The 17,589-nt window shown below is 65.7% G+C and carries 14 protein-coding genes and 1 tRNA gene; 11 read left to right on the top strand and 4 right to left on the bottom strand.

Annotated features, from left to right (window positions below; translation table 11 throughout):
* Window positions 1-44: 44 nt before the first annotated feature.
* The 4 genes from ACTJK4_RS00825 to ACTJK4_RS00840 all read right to left on the bottom strand — a co-directional run bounded on the left by ACTJK4_RS00825 (window position 45) and on the right by ACTJK4_RS00840 (window position 5,795).
* Complete coding sequence (locus tag ACTJK4_RS00825; RefSeq protein ID WP_440815331.1) at window positions 45-2,675, bottom strand: DNA topoisomerase III; 2,631 nt, start codon at window positions 2,673-2,675, stop codon at window positions 45-47.
* Window positions 2,676-2,930: 255 nt separating this feature from the next.
* Entirely contained in the window at window positions 2,931-3,311 is a 381-nt protein-coding gene (locus ACTJK4_RS00830; protein ID WP_440815334.1) for a thioredoxin family protein, read from the bottom strand.
* A gap of 62 nt (window positions 3,312-3,373) precedes the next feature.
* Window positions 3,374-4,582, bottom strand: coding sequence for a DNA-processing protein DprA (gene dprA / locus ACTJK4_RS00835; RefSeq protein ID WP_316870382.1), 1,209 nt, complete (start codon window positions 4,580-4,582; stop codon window positions 3,374-3,376).
* A gap of 25 nt (window positions 4,583-4,607) precedes the next feature.
* Entirely contained in the window at window positions 4,608-5,795 is a 1,188-nt protein-coding gene (locus ACTJK4_RS00840) for a LysM peptidoglycan-binding domain-containing protein (RefSeq protein WP_440815337.1), read from the bottom strand.
* A gap of 252 nt (window positions 5,796-6,047) precedes the next feature.
* Between ACTJK4_RS00840 and def the strand changes: the two genes are divergently transcribed.
* The 11 genes from def (at window position 6,048) to ACTJK4_RS00895 (ending at window position 17,488) form a co-directional block, all read left to right on the top strand.
* Window positions 6,048-6,563: a peptide deformylase gene (gene def / locus ACTJK4_RS00845; protein WP_092974019.1), complete on the top strand. Its 516-nt coding sequence runs from the start codon at window positions 6,048-6,050 to the stop codon at window positions 6,561-6,563.
* A 10-nt stretch (window positions 6,564-6,573) separates the two neighbouring features.
* On the top strand, window positions 6,574-8,598 hold the full coding sequence (locus tag ACTJK4_RS00850) for an ArnT family glycosyltransferase (protein ID WP_440815341.1): 2,025 nt from the start codon (window positions 6,574-6,576) through the stop codon (window positions 8,596-8,598).
* 57 nt (window positions 8,599-8,655) lie between these two features.
* Window positions 8,656-9,639: a methionyl-tRNA formyltransferase gene (fmt, locus tag ACTJK4_RS00855; RefSeq protein ID WP_232041557.1), complete on the top strand. Its 984-nt coding sequence runs from the start codon at window positions 8,656-8,658 to the stop codon at window positions 9,637-9,639.
* Window positions 9,640-9,674: 35 nt separating this feature from the next.
* A complete protein-coding gene (locus ACTJK4_RS00860; protein WP_440815343.1) occupies window positions 9,675-10,331 on the top strand; it encodes a LysE family translocator in 657 nt (218 codons plus the stop codon).
* 120 nt (window positions 10,332-10,451) lie between these two features.
* A complete protein-coding gene (gene htpX, locus ACTJK4_RS00865; RefSeq protein ID WP_232041555.1) occupies window positions 10,452-11,312 on the top strand; it encodes a zinc metalloprotease HtpX in 861 nt (286 codons plus the stop codon).
* A 103-nt stretch (window positions 11,313-11,415) separates the two neighbouring features.
* A complete protein-coding gene (rsmB, locus tag ACTJK4_RS00870) occupies window positions 11,416-12,747 on the top strand; it encodes a 16S rRNA (cytosine(967)-C(5))-methyltransferase RsmB (protein WP_440475905.1) in 1,332 nt (443 codons plus the stop codon).
* Between the two features lie 13 nt (window positions 12,748-12,760).
* Window positions 12,761-13,534: a DUF4390 domain-containing protein gene (locus ACTJK4_RS00875; RefSeq protein WP_232041553.1), complete on the top strand. Its 774-nt coding sequence runs from the start codon at window positions 12,761-12,763 to the stop codon at window positions 13,532-13,534.
* On the top strand, window positions 13,531-16,002 hold the full coding sequence (locus tag ACTJK4_RS00880; RefSeq protein WP_232041552.1) for a sensor histidine kinase: 2,472 nt from the start codon (window positions 13,531-13,533) through the stop codon (window positions 16,000-16,002). Before ACTJK4_RS00875 ends, ACTJK4_RS00880 begins: the two co-directional genes overlap by 4 nt.
* Before the next feature lie 36 nt (window positions 16,003-16,038).
* Window positions 16,039-16,752, top strand: coding sequence for a response regulator (locus tag ACTJK4_RS00885; RefSeq protein ID WP_260803709.1), 714 nt, complete (start codon window positions 16,039-16,041; stop codon window positions 16,750-16,752).
* Window positions 16,753-16,819: 67 nt separating this feature from the next.
* Window positions 16,820-16,895, top strand: a tRNA-Phe gene (locus tag ACTJK4_RS00890).
* Window positions 16,896-17,182: 287 nt separating this feature from the next.
* Window positions 17,183-17,488 carry a hypothetical protein gene (locus tag ACTJK4_RS00895; protein WP_024977076.1) on the top strand — a complete coding sequence of 102 codons (306 nt, stop codon included), beginning with the start codon at window positions 17,183-17,185 and terminating at the stop codon, window positions 17,486-17,488.
* The last annotated feature ends 101 nt before the right edge of the window (window positions 17,489-17,589 follow it).

Below are 17,589 nucleotides of genomic sequence, written 5' to 3' on the forward strand. Positions count from 1 at the left end.
AGGACAGTGTCCTCCCGTTTGCGTTGATGCCGGCGAAACCGCGTTCAGGTCTCGCTGGTGCTTTCCTCGTCAGCCTCGGTTTCAGTGGCTTTCTTGCGCGCCGGGGCTTTCTTGGCGGCCGTCTTGCTCGCAGTCTTGGCCGGTGCCTTCTTGGCGGCAGGCGTCTTGGCCGCAGCCGTCGTCTTCTTCGCCGCGGTCTTGGCACCGGGCTTGCCCTTGCCTTCGCCGCGCGGCTCGAATTCGAAGCCGATCTTGCCGTCCGGCTGCTTGACCAGGAACGCCTTGAAGTTACGGCCCGTGCGCGCCGACTTGAAGCCGGTCAGCAGGTCCGTCTTGCCCTCGGTCAGCAGCTTGGCCAACTGCTCGCGGCTGATCTCCTGCTGCAGGATGATCTTGCCGGTGGTGAAGTCGCAGGTCTTCGGCTGCGCCACGGCGTTTTCGCACACGTACTTCAGGCCATGCTCGTAGACGCTGCCGTTGCACTTCGGGCAGTGGCCGACGCTTTCCTGACCGGAGAAATCGACCGGCTCGCCGTCGTCTTCGTCGTTCTGGCCGAAGTCGAACTCCATCTTCCAATGACCGTCTTCCTGCGCCAGCTTGAGGATGGCCGCAAACGGACGGCCCATCTTGCTACGGAAGCCCTGCAGCGGGCCGATGGTCTTGTTGGTCAGCAGCTCTTCTACCTCGTCCAGTTCGAACTGGCGGCCGCCCGGGATCTTGCTGATCGAGAAGTCGCAGTGGCTGCAGGCGAAGCGGCGGTAGTTTTCCTTGACCACGTGGCCGCATTGCGGGCACGGCGTGGAAAGCGTCGCGTAGTCGCCGGGGATGGTGTCGCTGTCGTATTCCTTGGCGCGCTTGACGATCTGCTGCGTCATCTGCGCGATCTCGCGCATGAATTCGTCGCGCTCCAGCTGACCGCGTTCGATCAGCGAAAGCTTGTGCTCCCAGCCGCCCGTCAACTCGGCCTGCGTCAGTTCTTCCACGCCGAGGCCGCGCAGCAATGTCATCAGTTGGAAGGCCTTGGCCGTTGGGATCAGCTCGCGGCCCTCGCGCACGAGGTACTTTTCCGTCAACAGCCCTTCGATGATGGCCGCGCGCGTGGCTGGCGTGCCCAGGCCCTTGCCGGCCATGGCTTCACGCAGCGCGTCGTCGTCGACGAGCTTGCCGGCGCCTTCCATGGCGGAGAGCAGCGTCGCTTCGTTGTAGCGCGCAGGCGGCTTGGTGGTCAGGCCCACTGGCTCGACCTTGTCCGTCTTGACGCGCTCGTCCTTGGCGACGGGCACGAGGTTGGCATCTTCGCCCTGCGCCTCGCGGCCGTACACGACCAGCCAGCCCGGGTTCACCAGCACCTTGCCTTCGGTCTTGAAGTGATGCCCGGCCACCTCGGTAATCCGCGTAGTGACCTGGTATTCGGCCGCCGGGAAGAACACCGCCAGGAAGCGGCGCACCACCAGGTCGTACAGCTTCTGCTCAGGCTCCGACAGATTCTTCGGTGCCTGCAGCGTCGGGATGATGGCGAAGTGATCGCTGATCTTGCTGTTGTCGAAGATCCGCTTGTTCGGCTTGACCCACTGGTTGGCCAGGATCTTCTTCGCGTGCGTCAGGTAGTTGGGCGAGCTTTCGCCCAGCATGTCCAGCGTCTGATTGACCGTGCCCATGTAGTCTTCGGGCAGCGCGCGCGAATCGGTACGCGGGTAGGTCAGCACCTTGTGCTTTTCATACAGCGCCTGCGCCAGGCCCAGCGTGTTCTTGGCCGAGAAACCGAAGCGGCCGTTGGCCTCGCGCTGCAGGCTGGTCAGGTCGAACAATGCCGGCGACATCTGCGTCGAGGGCTTCGATTCTTCCGTCACCGAGCCCGGCTTGTCGCGGCATGCAGCCACGATGCTCTTGGCCTCGGCCTCGCTCCACAGACGCGAATCGCGCTGCTCGGGGTCGAACTCGTTCTTCTTGAATTTCGGGTCAAACCAGCGGCCTTCGTACAGGCCGGCCGCGGCGATGAACTCGGCGCGCACTTCCCAGTAATCGCGCGGGACGAAGCGTTTGATCTTCTCTTCGCGCTCGACCACGATCGACAGCGTAGGCGTCTGCACGCGCCCCACCGTGGTCAGGAAGAAGCCGCCGCCCTTGCTGTTGAAGGCGGTCATGGCGCGCGTGCCGTTGATGCCGACCAGCCAGTCGGCCTCGGAACGGCAGCGGGCGGCATCGGCCAGCGGCATCATGTCTTCGTTGCTGCGCAGCTTGCCAAAGCCATCGCGAATGGACTGCGGCGTCATCGACTGCAGCCACAGACGCTTCACCGGCAACTTGGTGTTTGCGTGCTGCGCGATCAGGCGGAAGATCAATTCACCTTCGCGCCCCGCGTCACATGCGTTGATCAGGCTGGTCACGTCCTTGCGCTTGATCAGGCGCGTCAGCACCTTCAGGCGTGATTCCGACTTGGCGATCGGGCGCAGGTCAAAGTGCGGCGGGATCACGGGCAGATGCGCGAAGCTCCATTTGCCGCGCTTGACTTCGTATTCATCCGGCGCGGCAATCTCGACCAGGTGGCCAACCGCCGACGAGAGGACGTAGTCGTCGCTCTCAAAGTACTCGTCGTGCTTGGTGAAGCCACCCAGCGCGCGCGCGATATCAGCGGCGACCGACGGTTTTTCGGCAATGATGAGAGCCTTGGACATGTGAGCGGATCCTGGCGATCGCAAGTAATCGGGTAAAGAAGAAGTCGCTTTTCTATAGCGACCGTTCGCGTATTTTTTTTAGAGTCTTATGGCAACGCCTGCCGACTTCAAGTACCGCGGGCGCCTCGTCAGAACGCGCGCCGGGGCCGTCAATCCATAGATCAGCCCCAAATTTGGCCGCCAATCATAAGCGCGGTTCCTTTTCAGGCGCAATAGAGTGGCGCATGCATCGCTTAGCGTTGTCAAGGCCGGCGATCACGCCGATTCCAGCAGCCAGCCTCGCAAATCCGGGGCCGCTGACACCGAAGGAGCCACGTCTAGATCACGCGAAAGCAATCCCTCCACCACGCCTGCGTAAGGCAAGACAGGGCCGAAAAACAACACATCGCGCCCGCGCTGCACCAGGAGGGTCGGGAAGTTCTCAACGTCGTAATCGCCCAGCGCGTCGGCATGGTCTTCCACATCGACCCAGGCGAAGCAGCACTCCGGATGCCGCTCCGCCAGCTCAGTGAAGGTCTTGCGATAGCTGCGGCACGTGCCGCACCACTCGGCGCACAGGCACGCCACCAACAGTTGCCCCGAGCGCATGCGTGCGTGCAGCGTGGCGGCGTCGGTATCAGGCGAGAGCAGTGGCATGAAAGAAAGCGCTAAGCGACCAGCGGGGTGACGAACGGGTCGCGCTTATTGTAGGCACGCTTTCAGGGAAGCCGCAGGAAGCGCCCGCCGGGCTGACGCTCAACGCGGCCATCCAGCTCCAGCGCCAGAAGCTGTGCGGATAGCGGAGCAGCCGCCTGACCGGTGCGCTCACACAAGGTATCCAGATCGACAGGATCAAACCCGAGCGCGTCGAGCAACACGGTTTCAGCAGCACTTGGCGCCGGGCGCGCAGCAGGGACAACCGGTGCAGCCGGAGACGCCTCCGCTGCCGCGCGCGTCGCACGTTTGGCCGGTGCAGAAGCACGCCCCCAGCCAAGTTCATCAAGGATATCGGCCGCAGTTTCCACCAGCTTGGCGCCTTGCTTGATCAGCAGGTGGCAGCCCTTGGCCAGCGGCGAATGGATCGACCCCGGAATCGCAAACACGTCGCGCCCCTGCTCGGCCGCCAGCCGCGCGGTGATGAGCGAGCCGGACTGCGCCGCCGCTTCCACCACCAGCAGCCCGCGCGCCAAACCCGAGATCAGGCGATTGCGGCGCGGGAAGTTCTCGGCGCGTGCGCCCATCCCCAACGGGTATTCGGAGATGATCACGCCAGCCTCGGCAATGCGATGCGCCAGCGCCCGGTTGCGGGCCGGGTAAACAATATCCAGCCCCGTACCCACCACTGCAATGGTGCTGCCAGGGCCGGCCAGCGCGCCTTCATGCGCCGCCGCATCGATGCCGAGCGCCAGGCCTGACACGACCGCCACGCTCGCCGCCGACAGCGCCTGGGAAAACGCCCGCGCGTTGTCGATGCCGGCCGCCGTGGCGCTGCGCGCACCCACCACGCCCACGGCTGCCGCGCGCAGCAGCGAGGCATCGCCCTTGGTGTAAAGCAAGGTCGGCGGGTCCGGCAGTTCGAGCAGGCGGGGCGGGTAGCCGCGATCGGCCAGCGTGAAGATGGCGTTGCCGGGCTCGTTCACCCAGGCGACGGTACGCTCGATCAACGCCGCAAGCGTATCGTCGGGCTCGGCGAGCACCGCACGCGCTTGGCGCTCCGGAAGCACCTTGGCGAGCGCGGCATACGGCTGGGCAAAGATGTCTTGCGGCAGCCCGAAGGCCGCCAGCAATTGCCGCGCGGCCACGGGCCCAACGCCGGGGGTTTCAGTCAGACGCAGCCACGCAGCCAGTTCGGCCGGATCGCGCGTACAGGAGAGGGAAGCTGTGGAATCGGCCGCGGCGAGCGCCGCGACCTGGGATGCATCGGTCAAATCAAGGACTGCGTTAGTGGGTAGTTCAGGGTTGCGGCGACATCGGGTTGCTGACGCTGTCACCCACTTCCACGGCGTTCGATGCGTCCGTCACCAGCGCATAGGCCACATGCGGGAACACACGGAACACGAAGGCCAGGCCGTAGCGCTCTGCGGGCAGCTGCACGGCCTCGTTGCCGACGGTGGCGTCCTTCACAAGCGCGCCAGCGCGCGCCAGCGACAGCACGTGGCCCGGCTCAAGCCCCTGCTGGCTGCCGATGTTCAGCACAACCACCTGGTCGGTGCCACCAAAGCGCACGCCGCCCGTCACCTTGGCGACCGCGCCGTGCACGTCGCCTTCCGGCGCATGCGGCACATAGCGCACCGGCACGCGCGGAGGCAGTGGCATCAGCTGCGAGCCGACGCCCATTTCTTCCTTGGACGACAGCACTTCCATCTTGGTGACCGCCTGCGGGCCGGTCGCCGCGCGCACTACGCGCAGCGTGCCGAGGAAGTCGGCTTCATAACCGAGCACGTTGCCGGTCACGGGGTCCTTGAGCGGCCGGACCGGGCGATACGCCTGCCATTCGGTGCCGGCCTGGCCGCCTTCGCCTGCAGGCAGACCGCGGGCGTAGGCGTTTTCGCCCTTGCCCAAATAGACACGGCCTTCCGGCAGCGAGAAGATGCGCGCCGGCGTGGCCAGCGTTTCTTCATCCACCACGATCGGCTGGGTCAGGAAGGGCTCGATGGCGGCGGAGGGAATGCTGGAGATGGCATCGCCATCCTGCCCCGACACGCGGGTATGCGGCGACAGGCGCACCGTGCTGCCATCCGCCGACGCCGGCGAACTCGACAGCCAAGCACGGCCATTGGCGTGATGCAGATACAGGATCTGGCCGGGATAGATCAAATGCGGATTGCGAATCTGCTCCCGGTTCATGCCCCACAGCTCGGGCCAGCGATAGGGCCGCTTGAGGTACTTGCCCGAGATTGCCCACAGCGTGTCGCCACGGCGCACCGTGTACTGCGCGGGCGCGGTGGCGGACAGTTCGGATTCGGGGATGCCCGCTTGGGCAGCTGTCGCGGCCTGCGCCTGTTGCGCCGGCGTCACAGTGCGCTCGGCGGCGTGGGCGGCGCCCATGCAGAAAAGCGCTGCCGCGGCAACCGCCGACAGGGCGCAAACGTAAGGCTGGCGCGCTTTCGTGGCGGTTTTCATGGCGGGCTGAGAGTGCATCGGTGTGTTACGATGGCGCATTATTCTATGAAGAATCGGCGAGTGGTCCGCGTGCCTGTTCGACGCCTCCCCGCCGCAGCTGTACGCAGTTCTGCGTCGCAGCAAGAGGGGTATGGCATCCAACATTCGTCAGGCTTTTTCCTAAGCCATGTGGCGGATAGCGCCCCCGATTCTGCATGACATTCCAAGCGATCGCAATTGAAGGCAACCCCTCGTTAGCGTGGCCTTCTGCAACCGTTGTTGCCAAGCATCATGGCCCTACTGAATATCCTGCAATACCCTGATCCGCGGCTGCATAAGGTCGCCAAACCGGTCGCCGTTGTGGATGACCGCATCCGCAAACTGGTGGCCGACATGGCGGAGACCATGTACGAGGCGCCCGGCGTTGGCCTGGCCGCCACGCAGGTCGACGTGCACGAGCGCGTGATCACCATCGACGTTTCGGAGTCGCGCGACGAACTGCGCGTGTTCATCAACCCGGAGATCATCTGGGCAAGTGATGAGCACAAGGTCTGGGACGAAGGCTGCCTGTCCGTTCCCGATATCTATGACAAGGTCGACCGTCCGGCCCGCGTGCGCGTGCGCGCACTGAACGAAAAGGGCGAAACCTTCGAGCTGGAGGCCGACGACCTGCTGGCGGTGTGCATTCAGCACGAGATGGACCACCTGATGGGCAAGGTTTTCGTCGAATACCTCTCGCCGCTCAAGCAGACGCGCATCCGCTCCAAGCTCAAGAAGCATCAACGCGACGCGGTGCCGCAGCGTTGAACGCGTTCCCATGCCTGCCGACGCCGACGCGCACCCTCGCTCCATCCCACTGATGCCGATCGCCCCAGTCGACGCAGGCACGAACGCCAGCCCGCGCCGCCTGTCGGCACTGCTGGTGCGCCGTTGGCGTGTCGTCGTCGTGCTGATGCTGTGCGCGTATTTTGTTGCGGGCACGTTCTGGCGTGCGCCCTGGAAGGCCGACGAGCCGTATTCCTTCGGCATCGTCATCAACATCATCGAGCGCGGCGACTGGGTCGTCCCCAACGTCGCCTTCGAGCCGTTCGTCGAAAAACCCCCGCTGATGTATTGGACGGGCGCGCTGGCGGCGCTGGCGCTGCCCGACATGCCGCCGCACGAAGCCGTGCGCGTGGCGGTGCTGTTCTGGATGGCGCTGACGTGCTGGGCGGTCTGGCGCACGGCGCGCCTGCTGCGCAGCGAAGCGCGCGACTGGCGCTTGCGCGTCGGCGCAGACCTTGCGCGCGGACGGCCGGGGCTGACCTTGGCCGCACGCCGCGAAGCCGGGCTCGACGCTGGCGGCGCTGCGCTGCGCGACTATGCGCTGGGCGCGCTGCTGCTGTTTGCCGGCTGCGTCGGGCTGGCCGAGCACGTCCACAAATTCATTGCCGATGTCCCACAGCTGGCCGGCACCGCGATTGCCCTGTATGGCCTCGTGCGCTTCGTCAAAGAGAGCGAAGTCGGGGGCGCAAAGGGCGTCGACGTGCTGCGCCCCGCACTGTGGTTCGGCACCGGCATCGGCGTGGCGTTCCTGGGCAAGGGCGTGCTCGTGCCTGGGCTGTTCGCCATCACCCTGCTGGCGGCGATCGCACTGCTGCCGGATTTCCGCAACCGCCAGGCGTGGCGCTTCTATGGCCTCTCGCTGCTGGTGGCGCTGCCATGGCTGGCGATCTGGCCCGCCATCTTCTGGCACGAATCGCCGGACCTGTTCATTGAATGGTTCTGGGTCAATAACCTTGGCCGCTTCTTTGGCTTCTCGCATCTGGGTGGCGAAAAGGGTTCGCTGGCGACGACCATCCGATCGATCTTCCTGACCGGCACGCCTGCTGTGTGGCCAGCGGTGTCCGTACTGGGCGTGTCGCTGTACAAGCTCGTGCGGCAACGCGGGCATGGGGCGCGCACGTCGTGGCTGTTGCCCTACCAAGGGCACTTGGTCGTTGCGCTGTTCGTGGTGGCGACGATTGCCGTGGTGCTGCGCTCGGCCGTGCTGCGCGATGTGTACCTGATGCCGCTGCAACCCGCGCTAGCCCTGCTGGGCGCGCCGATGCTGCTGCTGATTGCGCCCGCGTGGCGCGCCCGTGCATGGGCCGCGGCCGTGGCGTTGTTTGGCGCGCTGGGGCTCGTGGTCTGGGCGGTGTGGGGTGCGCTCGTGACCAGCGGCGGGCAGTTGCTGCCGGCATGGCTGGCCAAAATGCTGGGCCGCGTGCTGCCGCTGCCGTATGACATGCTAATCCATCCGGTCGCCGTGTTGGCGGCGGGGGGCATTACGGCGCTGTGGGCTGCCTGCGTGTGGCTGCGGCCAGCGCGCTCCGGCGTGGTGGCATGGGCGGCAGGCCTGGGCATGGTGTGGGGCCTGCTCGGCACCCTGCTGATGCCGTGGATTGACGACGCCCGCAGCTACCGCCCGCTGTTCCAGGCGATCAAGCCGGTGCTCGAATCTGCGCAGATCTGCGTGGCCACGCGGGGCATGGGTGAAAGTGAGCGCGCGCTGATGCACTACGAAACCGGCGTGCGCCCGGTCAAATGGCTGCTGGGTCACAGCGGTGCCGGCGACGATCACCACCCCAACCCCACCGCGCGCACCTGCGACCTGATCCTGGTGCTCGAAAAACGCCCGGAACATGCCAGACGCCGCCCTCACGGCAACAATTGGGAAATGGTGTGGCGCGGCAGCCGCCCGGGCGACACCAACGAAACCTTCTCGCTCTTCCAGCGGCGCAGCAATGGCGTGTCCGAGGCGCTGCCGTCCCCCGAGCCCATCGTGCCGCTGACCGACACGCCGCATCGCGGCCGTCGCTAAGCCCAATGCGCTACGCTGTCGTGTAGCGCGCTTCCCTTCGTTTTCGGTTTTCCATCCATGACGTCCACCCTCCGCGTAGCGTTTGCCGGCACGCCTGAATTTGCGCAGATTGCCCTGGCGGCGATCCATCAGGCCGGCTTTCCCATTGTTGCCGTGCTGAGCCAGCCGGATCGCCCGGCCGGGCGCGGCATGCAATTGCAGGCAAGTCCCGTCAAGCAGTACGCCGTAACGCAGGGGCTCGAGCCGATCCTCCAGCCGCCGTCGCTGCGTCGCGCGGGCAAATATCCGCAAGAAGCCGCCGAAGCCATCGACGCCCTGGCCGCACAGCGCCCTGACGTGATGGTCGTTGCCGCCTACGGCCTGATCCTCCCGCAGGAAGTGCTCGACCTGCCGCGCTTTGGCTGCATCAACATCCACGCGTCGCTGTTGCCGCGCTGGCGTGGCGCCGCGCCCATCCATCGTGCGATTGAAGCGGGCGACGCCGAATCGGGCATCACGCTCATGCAGATGGATGCGGGCCTGGACACCGGCGACATGATCGCCATGGAACGCGTGCCCATCGGCCTGCCCGACACGACCGCCACGCTGCACGACACGCTGGCCGCGCTCGGCGGACGCATGGTGGTGGAGGCGCTCGCCCGGCTGGCGCAAGATGGCAAGCTGCCCGCCACGCCGCAGCCCGCCGAGGGCATCACCTACGCGGAAAAAATCGCCAAGGACGAGGCCGCGCTGGACTGGTCGCACCAGGCCGCCGCGCTGCTGCGCCAGGTGCATGCGTTCAATCCGTTTCCCGGCGCATCGGCCGTGCTGGACGGCGTGCCGATCAAGTTCTGGCAGGCTGAGGCGCTCGCCGATCGCCCGGCTGACGCGGAACCCGGCACGGTACTCGCCGCCAACGCGGGCGGTGTCACCATCGCCTGCGGCGCCGGCGCGCTACGCGTGACCCAGTTGCAGAAGCCGGGCGGCAAACGCCTGCCCGCGCGCGAATTCCTGCAAGGCATGGCGATCCAGCCCGGCCAGCGCTTCGCGTCGCGCGGCTAACCGACCCATCTATATATAGAGAAAAGGATTTCGCCATGACCGCGCTGGGCATCGTCAATCTGCCGCTCTTTATGTTGGCCGTGTTTCTGCTGAATGTGACGCCTGGGCCCGACACGGCCTATATCGTCGGGCGCAGCGTTTCGCAAGGACGGGCAGCAGGGTTGCTGTCGGCGCTGGGCGTATCGGCGGGTTGCTGCGTGCACGTGCTCGCAGTGGCGTTCGGGCTGACGGCGCTGCTGGCGGCGTCCACCGTGGCCTTCACGGTCATCAAGGTGGTGGGCGCGGCGTATCTGATCTACCTCGGTGGCCGCATGCTGCTGGCGCCGCCCGAACGCGACGACGCCCCGGTCGAAGAAGCGGAAACGCCCGCCGCCAAGCGCCCGCGTCCGCTCAAGTCGCTGTTCATGCAGGGTTTTCTTACCAATGTGCTGAATCCGAAGGTCGTGCTGTTCTTTCTGTCGTTCTTCCCCCAGTTCGTCGATCCGCACGCCAGCCACAAGGCGCTGGCATTCCTGGCGTTGGGCGCGGTGTTCATTGTCATGTCGACGATCTGGAATAGCCTGGTGGCGTGGGTGGCCGCCAGCGTCACGCGCCGCGTGGCGGGCAAGCCGGGCATCAAGCGCTGGCTCGATCGCGTGGTCGGCACGGCATTCATCGGGCTGGGCGCGCGGCTGGCGTTCGCTACCCGTTGATGCGTCAAGCGTCATCTGCGGCGAAATATCGCGCAACTGCCGCGCAAGCCCTTGAATTTTCGGCGATTATCGCGATCTAACAAACTCACAAAACCCAACACCCACAGGAGCCACGCCCCCATGTTCAACTGGATCAAGACCTTCATGCTGATGGCAGCGATCACCGCGCTGTTCATCGTCATCGGCGGCATGATCGGCGGACGCAGCGGGATGATGCTGGCGCTGCTGTTCGCGCTGGGCATGAATTTCTTCTCGTACTGGTTCTCCGACAAGATGGTCCTGCGCATGTACAACGCGCAGGAAGTCAACGAGACCAGCGCGCCACAGTTCTACCGGATGGTGCAGGAGCTTGCCGGCCGCGCCGGCCTGCCGATGCCGCGCGTCTACCTCATCGACGAAGCCCAGCCGAATGCCTTCGCCACCGGCCGCAACCCGGAGCACGCCGCCGTGGCCGCGACCACCGGCATCCTCAACATCCTGTCGGAGCGCGAACTGCGCGGCGTGATGGCGCACGAACTGGCGCACGTGCAGCATCGCGACATCCTCATTTCGACCATCTCGGCCACCATGGCCGGTGCGATCTCGGCGCTGGCCAACTTTGCCGTGCTCTTCGGCGGGCGCGACAGCGAAGGCCGGCCCGCCAACCCGATCGCCGGGATTGCGGTGGCGATCCTCGCGCCGCTGGCGGCAGCGATGATCCAAATGGCGATTTCCCGCGCGCGCGAGTTCGAAGCCGACCGCGGCGGCGCGACCATCAGCGGCGATCCGCAGGCGTTGGCCTCCGCGCTCGACAAGATCCACCGCTATGCCGCCGGCATCCCGTTTGCCGCCGCTGAAGCCCACCCCGCCACCGCGCAGATGATGATCATGAACCCGCTGCACGGCGGCGGCCTGGCCAACCTCTTCAGCACGCACCCGGCCACGGAGGAGCGCATCGCGCGCCTGATGCAGATGGCGCAGACGGGACAATATCCGGCGTAAAAGCGGCAGCCCGACGGGGCGCTTCCTTTATACTTCCGCAGTCCGCACGAGCCCGCCCATCGCGGGCTCGTTGCATTTTGTCCGCCTGATTTCCTGCTGCCCGATGCGCCTGCCGCCCGATTCTCTCGCCCACGCCTTGTCGCTTGCCGCTGCCGCACTGGGCAAGCTGCGGCAGGGCATGGCATTGCCGCAGGCAATCGATGCCGTCTGCCAGGGCCAACCCGCACCGGTGCGCGGCGCCGTACAGGATCTCGCGTACCGCGCCACGCGCTGGCTCGGCAGCACCGACTGGCTGATCCGCACGCTGATTCCGCGCCCACCCGCCGACTGCGCCGCCAACCTGCTGCACGTGGCGCTCGCGCAATTGCTGGACGACCCGCTGCCGTACGCGCCGTTCACCGTGGTCGACCAGGCCGTGACGGCCGCCTCGGCCGACCCGAAGCTGTCGCACGGCAAGGGCATGATCAACGGCGTGCTGCGCCGCTTCTTGCGCGAACAACAGGCGCTGGTCGCAGACATCCAGGCGGATCCGCCTGCCGCCACCAATTACCCGATGTGGTGGATCGACGCCGTACGCCGCGCGTATCCCGACGCCTGGCAAGCCATCCTGGCCGCAGGCAACCGCCGCCCGCCAATGGTGCTGCGCGTGAACCCCCGCCGCGTTGCCATCGACGCCTATCTCGCGCGCCTGGCCGAAGCCGGCATCGACGCCGAGCGCATCGGCGAACAGGCCGTACGCCTTGGGCGCGCCGTCCCCGTTTCCGAACTGCCCGGTTTTGCCGATGGCGATGTCTCGGTGCAGGACGCCGGTGCGCAATTGGCTGCAACGCTGCTCGACGTGGCCCCCGGCCAGCGCGTGCTCGATGCCTGCGCCGCACCCGGCGGCAAGACGGGCCATCTGCTTGAGCTGGCCGACCACCTGGACGTCACGGCGCTCGAGTCGGATGCCGCACGCGCGGTGCGCATCACCGAAAACCTCGCGCGCTTGCACCAGACCGCCACCATTTGCGTCGGCGATGCGGCCAAACCCGCAACCTGGTGGGACGGCCGCCCCTTCGACCGCATCCTGGCCGATGTGCCGTGCTCGGCCGCCGGCATCGTGCGGCGCCATCCGGACATCCGGTGGCTGCGCCGCCCGGCAGACCTCAAGGCGCTTGTCGGGCTGCAGCGGGACATCGTGTGCGCCCTCTGGGCATGCCTGAAGCCCGGTGGCAAGCTGGTTTATGTCACCTGTTCGATTTTCCCGACGGAAGGCGAGGACCAGGCCCGATGGTTTGAACGCCATCTGGAAGATGCGATACGATTGCACGCGCCCGGCCAGTTGCTGCCGGCCTCGCCCGACGCGGCGCAGGCCAGCGGGTTCACCCCCGGCGCTTCGCCCTTGCCGCTCGATCACGACGGCTTCTTTTACGCGGTTTTCCAGAAACGGCCCTGATGCACCGACCGTTGTGACTGTCATCCTTCGCCCATCGATCCGGCTGCTGCAATCCCGGTTCCGGCAGATTTTGCAACGGCTGGTCGCGCTGGTCGCACTGGGCATGCTGTTGGTGGGGTATCCCGTCACGGCATCCGCACAATCCATCGAAATCAACCGGGCCCAGCTCGAATACGCCGACGGCGGCTGGAACCTCTCCGCCGACTTCGATTTCGACTTGCCCAGCAACCTCGAAGACGCGGTGAACAAGGGCATCGCGCTCTACTTCCTGGTTGAATTCGAGCTGATCCGCCCGCGCTGGTATTGGTTTGACGACCACGCCATCAGCGCCACGCGCGTGGTGCGGCTGTCGTATCACCCGCTCACACGCCAGTACCGCGTGTCGACCGGGGGCCTGCAGGTACCGTTCTCGCGCCTGAAAGACGCCGTCGACTTCATGCAGCACGTGCGCGGCTGGCGCGTGTTCGAGCAACGCGCCGTCAAGGCCGGCGAAACCGTGCAGGCCGAAGTGCGCATGCGCCTGGACGTGACGCAGTTGCCCAAGCCATTCCAGATCAACGCAGTCAACACGCGCGACTGGAATCTGAGCTCCGAGTGGAAGCGCTTCAGCCTGCTGGTGCCGAATGAGCCACCGCCGACGCCAGCGCCCGCGCCTGTTGCACCACCGGCCAGCACACCGGCGTCCACGCCCCCTGCTTCCGGCTCGTCAAGCCTGGCGCCCAGCCCAGGCTGGGGCATGAGCGCCGGCCCCTCCAGCGCAGGCTCGCTGCTGGCGCCCGCCAAATGATCTTCGATCGCAGCTACAAGCGGCTGCTCTATCAGGTGGTGGCAGGCACCATCGTCTTCCTGGCGATCGTGCTGGTGGGCCTGCTGGCTGCGGCCTCGGCCAACACCGAGTTCTTCGACCGGTATTTCACGCTGCTCTACAAGGTCAACCTCGTCATCGGGGTGCTGCTGGTGGTGATCATCGGCGGGCTGATGCTGGCGCTCGCGTTGCGGGCGCGGCGCGGCAAGTTCGGCACGCGGCTGATGACCAAGCTGGCAGTGTTCTTCGGCGTGGTGGGTGTCCTGCCGGGAGTGCTGATCTACCTTGTGTCGCTGCAGTTCGTGTCGCGCAGCATCGAGTCGTGGTTCGACGTGAAGGTCGAATCGGCGCTGGAGGCCGGCTTGAACCTTGGCCGCTCCACCATGGACACGGCGCTGGCCGATCTGCAGAACAAGGGGCGCCTGATCGCGGAGCAGGTCGGCGATGGGTCGGCCTCGGCTACGGCCATCACGCTCAATCGATTGCGCGAGCAGTTCGGCGTGCAGGAGGCAACCATCTTCACGGCCAGCGGCCGCGTGATCGCCACCGCGTCAAACACCTACGACACGCTCGTCCCGAACCTGCCGGATCAAGCTGTGCTCGAACAGGCCCGCGCGCCGGGAGGCTATGCGAGCCTGGAAGGCGGCAGCGATACCGAGACCGATAGCGCCTCCGCGCCAGCCGCCTCGGCACCTGCGGCACGCAGCAACGGCCGCCGCAACGATTTGTACCAGTTGCATGTGGTGGTGGCGCTGGGCACGTCTTCCCGCGACGAGCCGAGCATCGGACTGAATACGCCGGCACGCAAATGGGCCGGCACCGGTTTGCTGGCAGACCGCCGGCCGGAAGATGGCAGCAGCACCTCGCGTGGCTTTGGCCTGATCGGCGAGACCGGCCGCGACGAACGCTTCCTGCAGCTCGTACAACCGGTGCCGCAGGCCCTCGCCCGCAATGCCGACGCTGTCCAGCGCGCCTACCAGGAATACCAGGAGAAAGCGCTTGGCCGCACCGGCCTGCGCAAGATGTACATCGGCACGCTCACGCTCACGCTGTTCCTGGCGGTGTTCATTGCGGTGATGCTCGCGCTGCTGCTCGGCGCCCAGCTGGCACGGCCGCTGCTAATGCTGCTGCAAGGCACGCGCGAAGTGGCCGAGGGCGACCTCTCGCCCAAGCGGGAACTGCATACGCGTGACGAACTGGGTGTGCTCACCCAACAGTTCAACCAGATGACGCGCCAGCTCGCCGACGCGCGCCGCGCCGTGGAGCAGAATCGCGCGGCACTCGAGCAATCGAAGGCCTATCTTGAGAGCGTGCTGACCAACCTGACCGCGGGCGTCTTCGTGTTCGACCATCGCTTCGTTCTGCTGACTGCCAACCCGGGTGCCGAGCGCATCTTCAAACAGCCCTTCGGCGCGTGGGTCGGCCAGGGGCTGACCAGCATCACACCGGTGGCCGCCTTCGCGCCGGTGGTCGAACAGGCCTTTGCTGAACAAGACGCAAGCACGGCCGCCGGCGGCGCAGTGGCCCATTGGCAGAAGCAGGTCGAAATTCCGCTCGAAGACGAAGACGAGCCCCTCACACTGCTGGTGCGCGGTACACGCCTGCCCGGCCCATCGGTCGGCGCGCACGGAACCGAGCGCGGCTACGTGGTGGTGTTCGACGATATTTCCGACGTGATCTCGGCGCAGCGCTCCGTGGCTTGGGGCGAGGTCGCGCGTCGCCTTGCACACGAAATCAAGAATCCGCTCACGCCCATCCAGCTCTCCGCCGAGCGGCTGGAGATGAAGCTCTCGCCCAAGCTGTCGGACACCGACGCCGAGGTGCTGCGGCGCGGCGCCACCACCATCGTCAATCAGGTGTCGGCAATGAAGCGCATGGTCGATGACTTCCGCGACTACGCCCGCACGCCGCCAGCCATGCTGCAGGAGCTGGACCTCAACGCGCTTGCCGCCGAAGTGCTGCACCTGTACGGCATCGATCACCCTGACCGCCGCGATCACCCCGTCATCGAAGCCAAGCTGGGCGCCAATCTGCCGCTCATCAAGGGTGACCCGACGCAACTGCGCCAGGTCATCCACAACCTGCTGCAGAATGCGCAGGACGCCGTGGCAGAGAACGAAGCGGCCGGGCGACCTGCTCCGCATGTCATGTTGCAAACTGACACGGTAGAATACGACGACGCCTCGGGCGCGCGGCGGCAAGCCGTGCGGCTTGTAATCGCGGACAACGGCGGCGGGTTCTCTTCCCGCATCCTCAACCGCGCCTTCGAGCCGTACGTCACGACCAAAGCCAAGGGCACAGGATTGGGCTTGGCCATGGTTAAGAAAATCATGGACGAGCACGGGGCGCGTATCGAATTGCGCAACCGCCAATCCAGCACAACATCGGGCACATCGGGTACCGACACCGTCGGCGCCCAGGTTTCCATACTGTTCGTAAAACTCGCGTAGCGCGGACGGCAATCCCGCCGCACATAGAGGAAAAGCATGGCCACCATCCTCGTTGTCGACGACGAAATGGGTATCCGGGAGTTGCTCTCCGAAATCCTCGGAGACGAAGGGCACGTTGTTGAAGTCGCCGAGAACGCGCAGCGCGCGCGCGAATACCGCGCGAACGCAACGCCCGACCTCGTCCTGCTCGATATCTGGATGCCGGATACCGACGGCGTGACGCTGCTCAAGGAATGGGCATCGCAAGGTCTGCTGACCATGCCCGTCATCATGATGTCGGGCCACGCCACCATCGACACCGCCGTCGAGGCGACCAAGATCGGCGCGTTGAATTTCCTGGAGAAGCCCATCGCGCTGCAGAAGCTGCTGACTGCGGTGGAGCAGGGTCTGTCGCGCAGCAAGGAAAAGCCGCGCTCTGCGACACCGGCTGCCGCACCGGCAACGGGACTCGCGGGCGCCATGCCCAACCCCGCCGCCGCAGGGACGCCTGCCGCGCTCGATCGCACCGACATCAATGGCGTACCGACCCGCGCAGCCGAAGGCGGCGGCATGCAGTTCTCGTTCGACATGCCGCTGCGCGAAGCGCGCGACCTGTTTGAGCGCGCCTACTTCGAATACCACCTGCAGCGTGAGGGCGGCAGCATGACCCGCGTGGCAGAAAAGACCGGTCTTGAGCGCACCCACCTGTACCGCAAGCTCAAGCAGCTGGGTGTCGAACTCTCGCGCAACAAGGGCGAACCGGCCACGTGATCATCAAAGTGCTCAGAGACGCTTGACGGCGGGGCACAACTCCTGTCATACTTGCCTTTCTTTGCTTGGCCCGGTAGCTCAGTTGGTAGAGCAGCGGATTGAAAATCCGCGTGTCGGTGGTTCGATTCCGCCCCAGGCCACCAAAATTCTTCGCCCTTCAAGATCAATCGATTTTGCAGGGCAACAAAAAAGACCTCCTCGCGAGGTCTTTTTTCATTTCTGCGGCGCCATTCACGCGCGCCCGCCATCTCCGGATTTTCCGCCCCGGACGCCAATCTGCGGCGCAGTGTCGCACTCACAAAAAATGTACCCGCACCTCTTGACGCAGCGCAGCTCAGGGTATACCTAGCGGCGCAAACTGCGCCAAACTGTCGCAGGTCTCGGTATAGTGACTCAACGCTATCAAACGGCAAGCACAAGGAGATTCTCCATGGCACTCGTTGGCACCGGTCACCACCACTTCCATTTCCACGCTTTCGACGGCATCAGCCGCAAGACGCGGCTGACGTGGTTGCGCAATGCCGCAGCGCTGACGTGCTTGATGGCCCTCGTCGCGGCCATGTGGGTTGGCGGCAATCTATCGGCGTTGATGCATACGCCGCTCATGAGCGGGGTTTCGTCGCTGGGCGCGGTGATGATTCTGGCATGCACGTGCATGGCGCTGAGCCTGCTTGGCCTGATCGGCGCCGGCTTCTTCCAGTTCCGCATGGAACAGCTCGACGCCCCGGCAACCTGAAGCGCGCGCGCTTCACACCCACCCAACGGAGGCTTCGGCCTCCGTTTTTGTTTGCCCGCCACGGCCGCACGCCTTGCGTTGCGGCCGTTTCGCTTTCGCGC

Origin of the sequence: Ralstonia sp. 22111 (genome assembly GCF_052045895.1) — a bacterium.
Lineage (GTDB): Bacteria > Pseudomonadota > Gammaproteobacteria > Burkholderiales > Burkholderiaceae > Ralstonia > Ralstonia wenshanensis.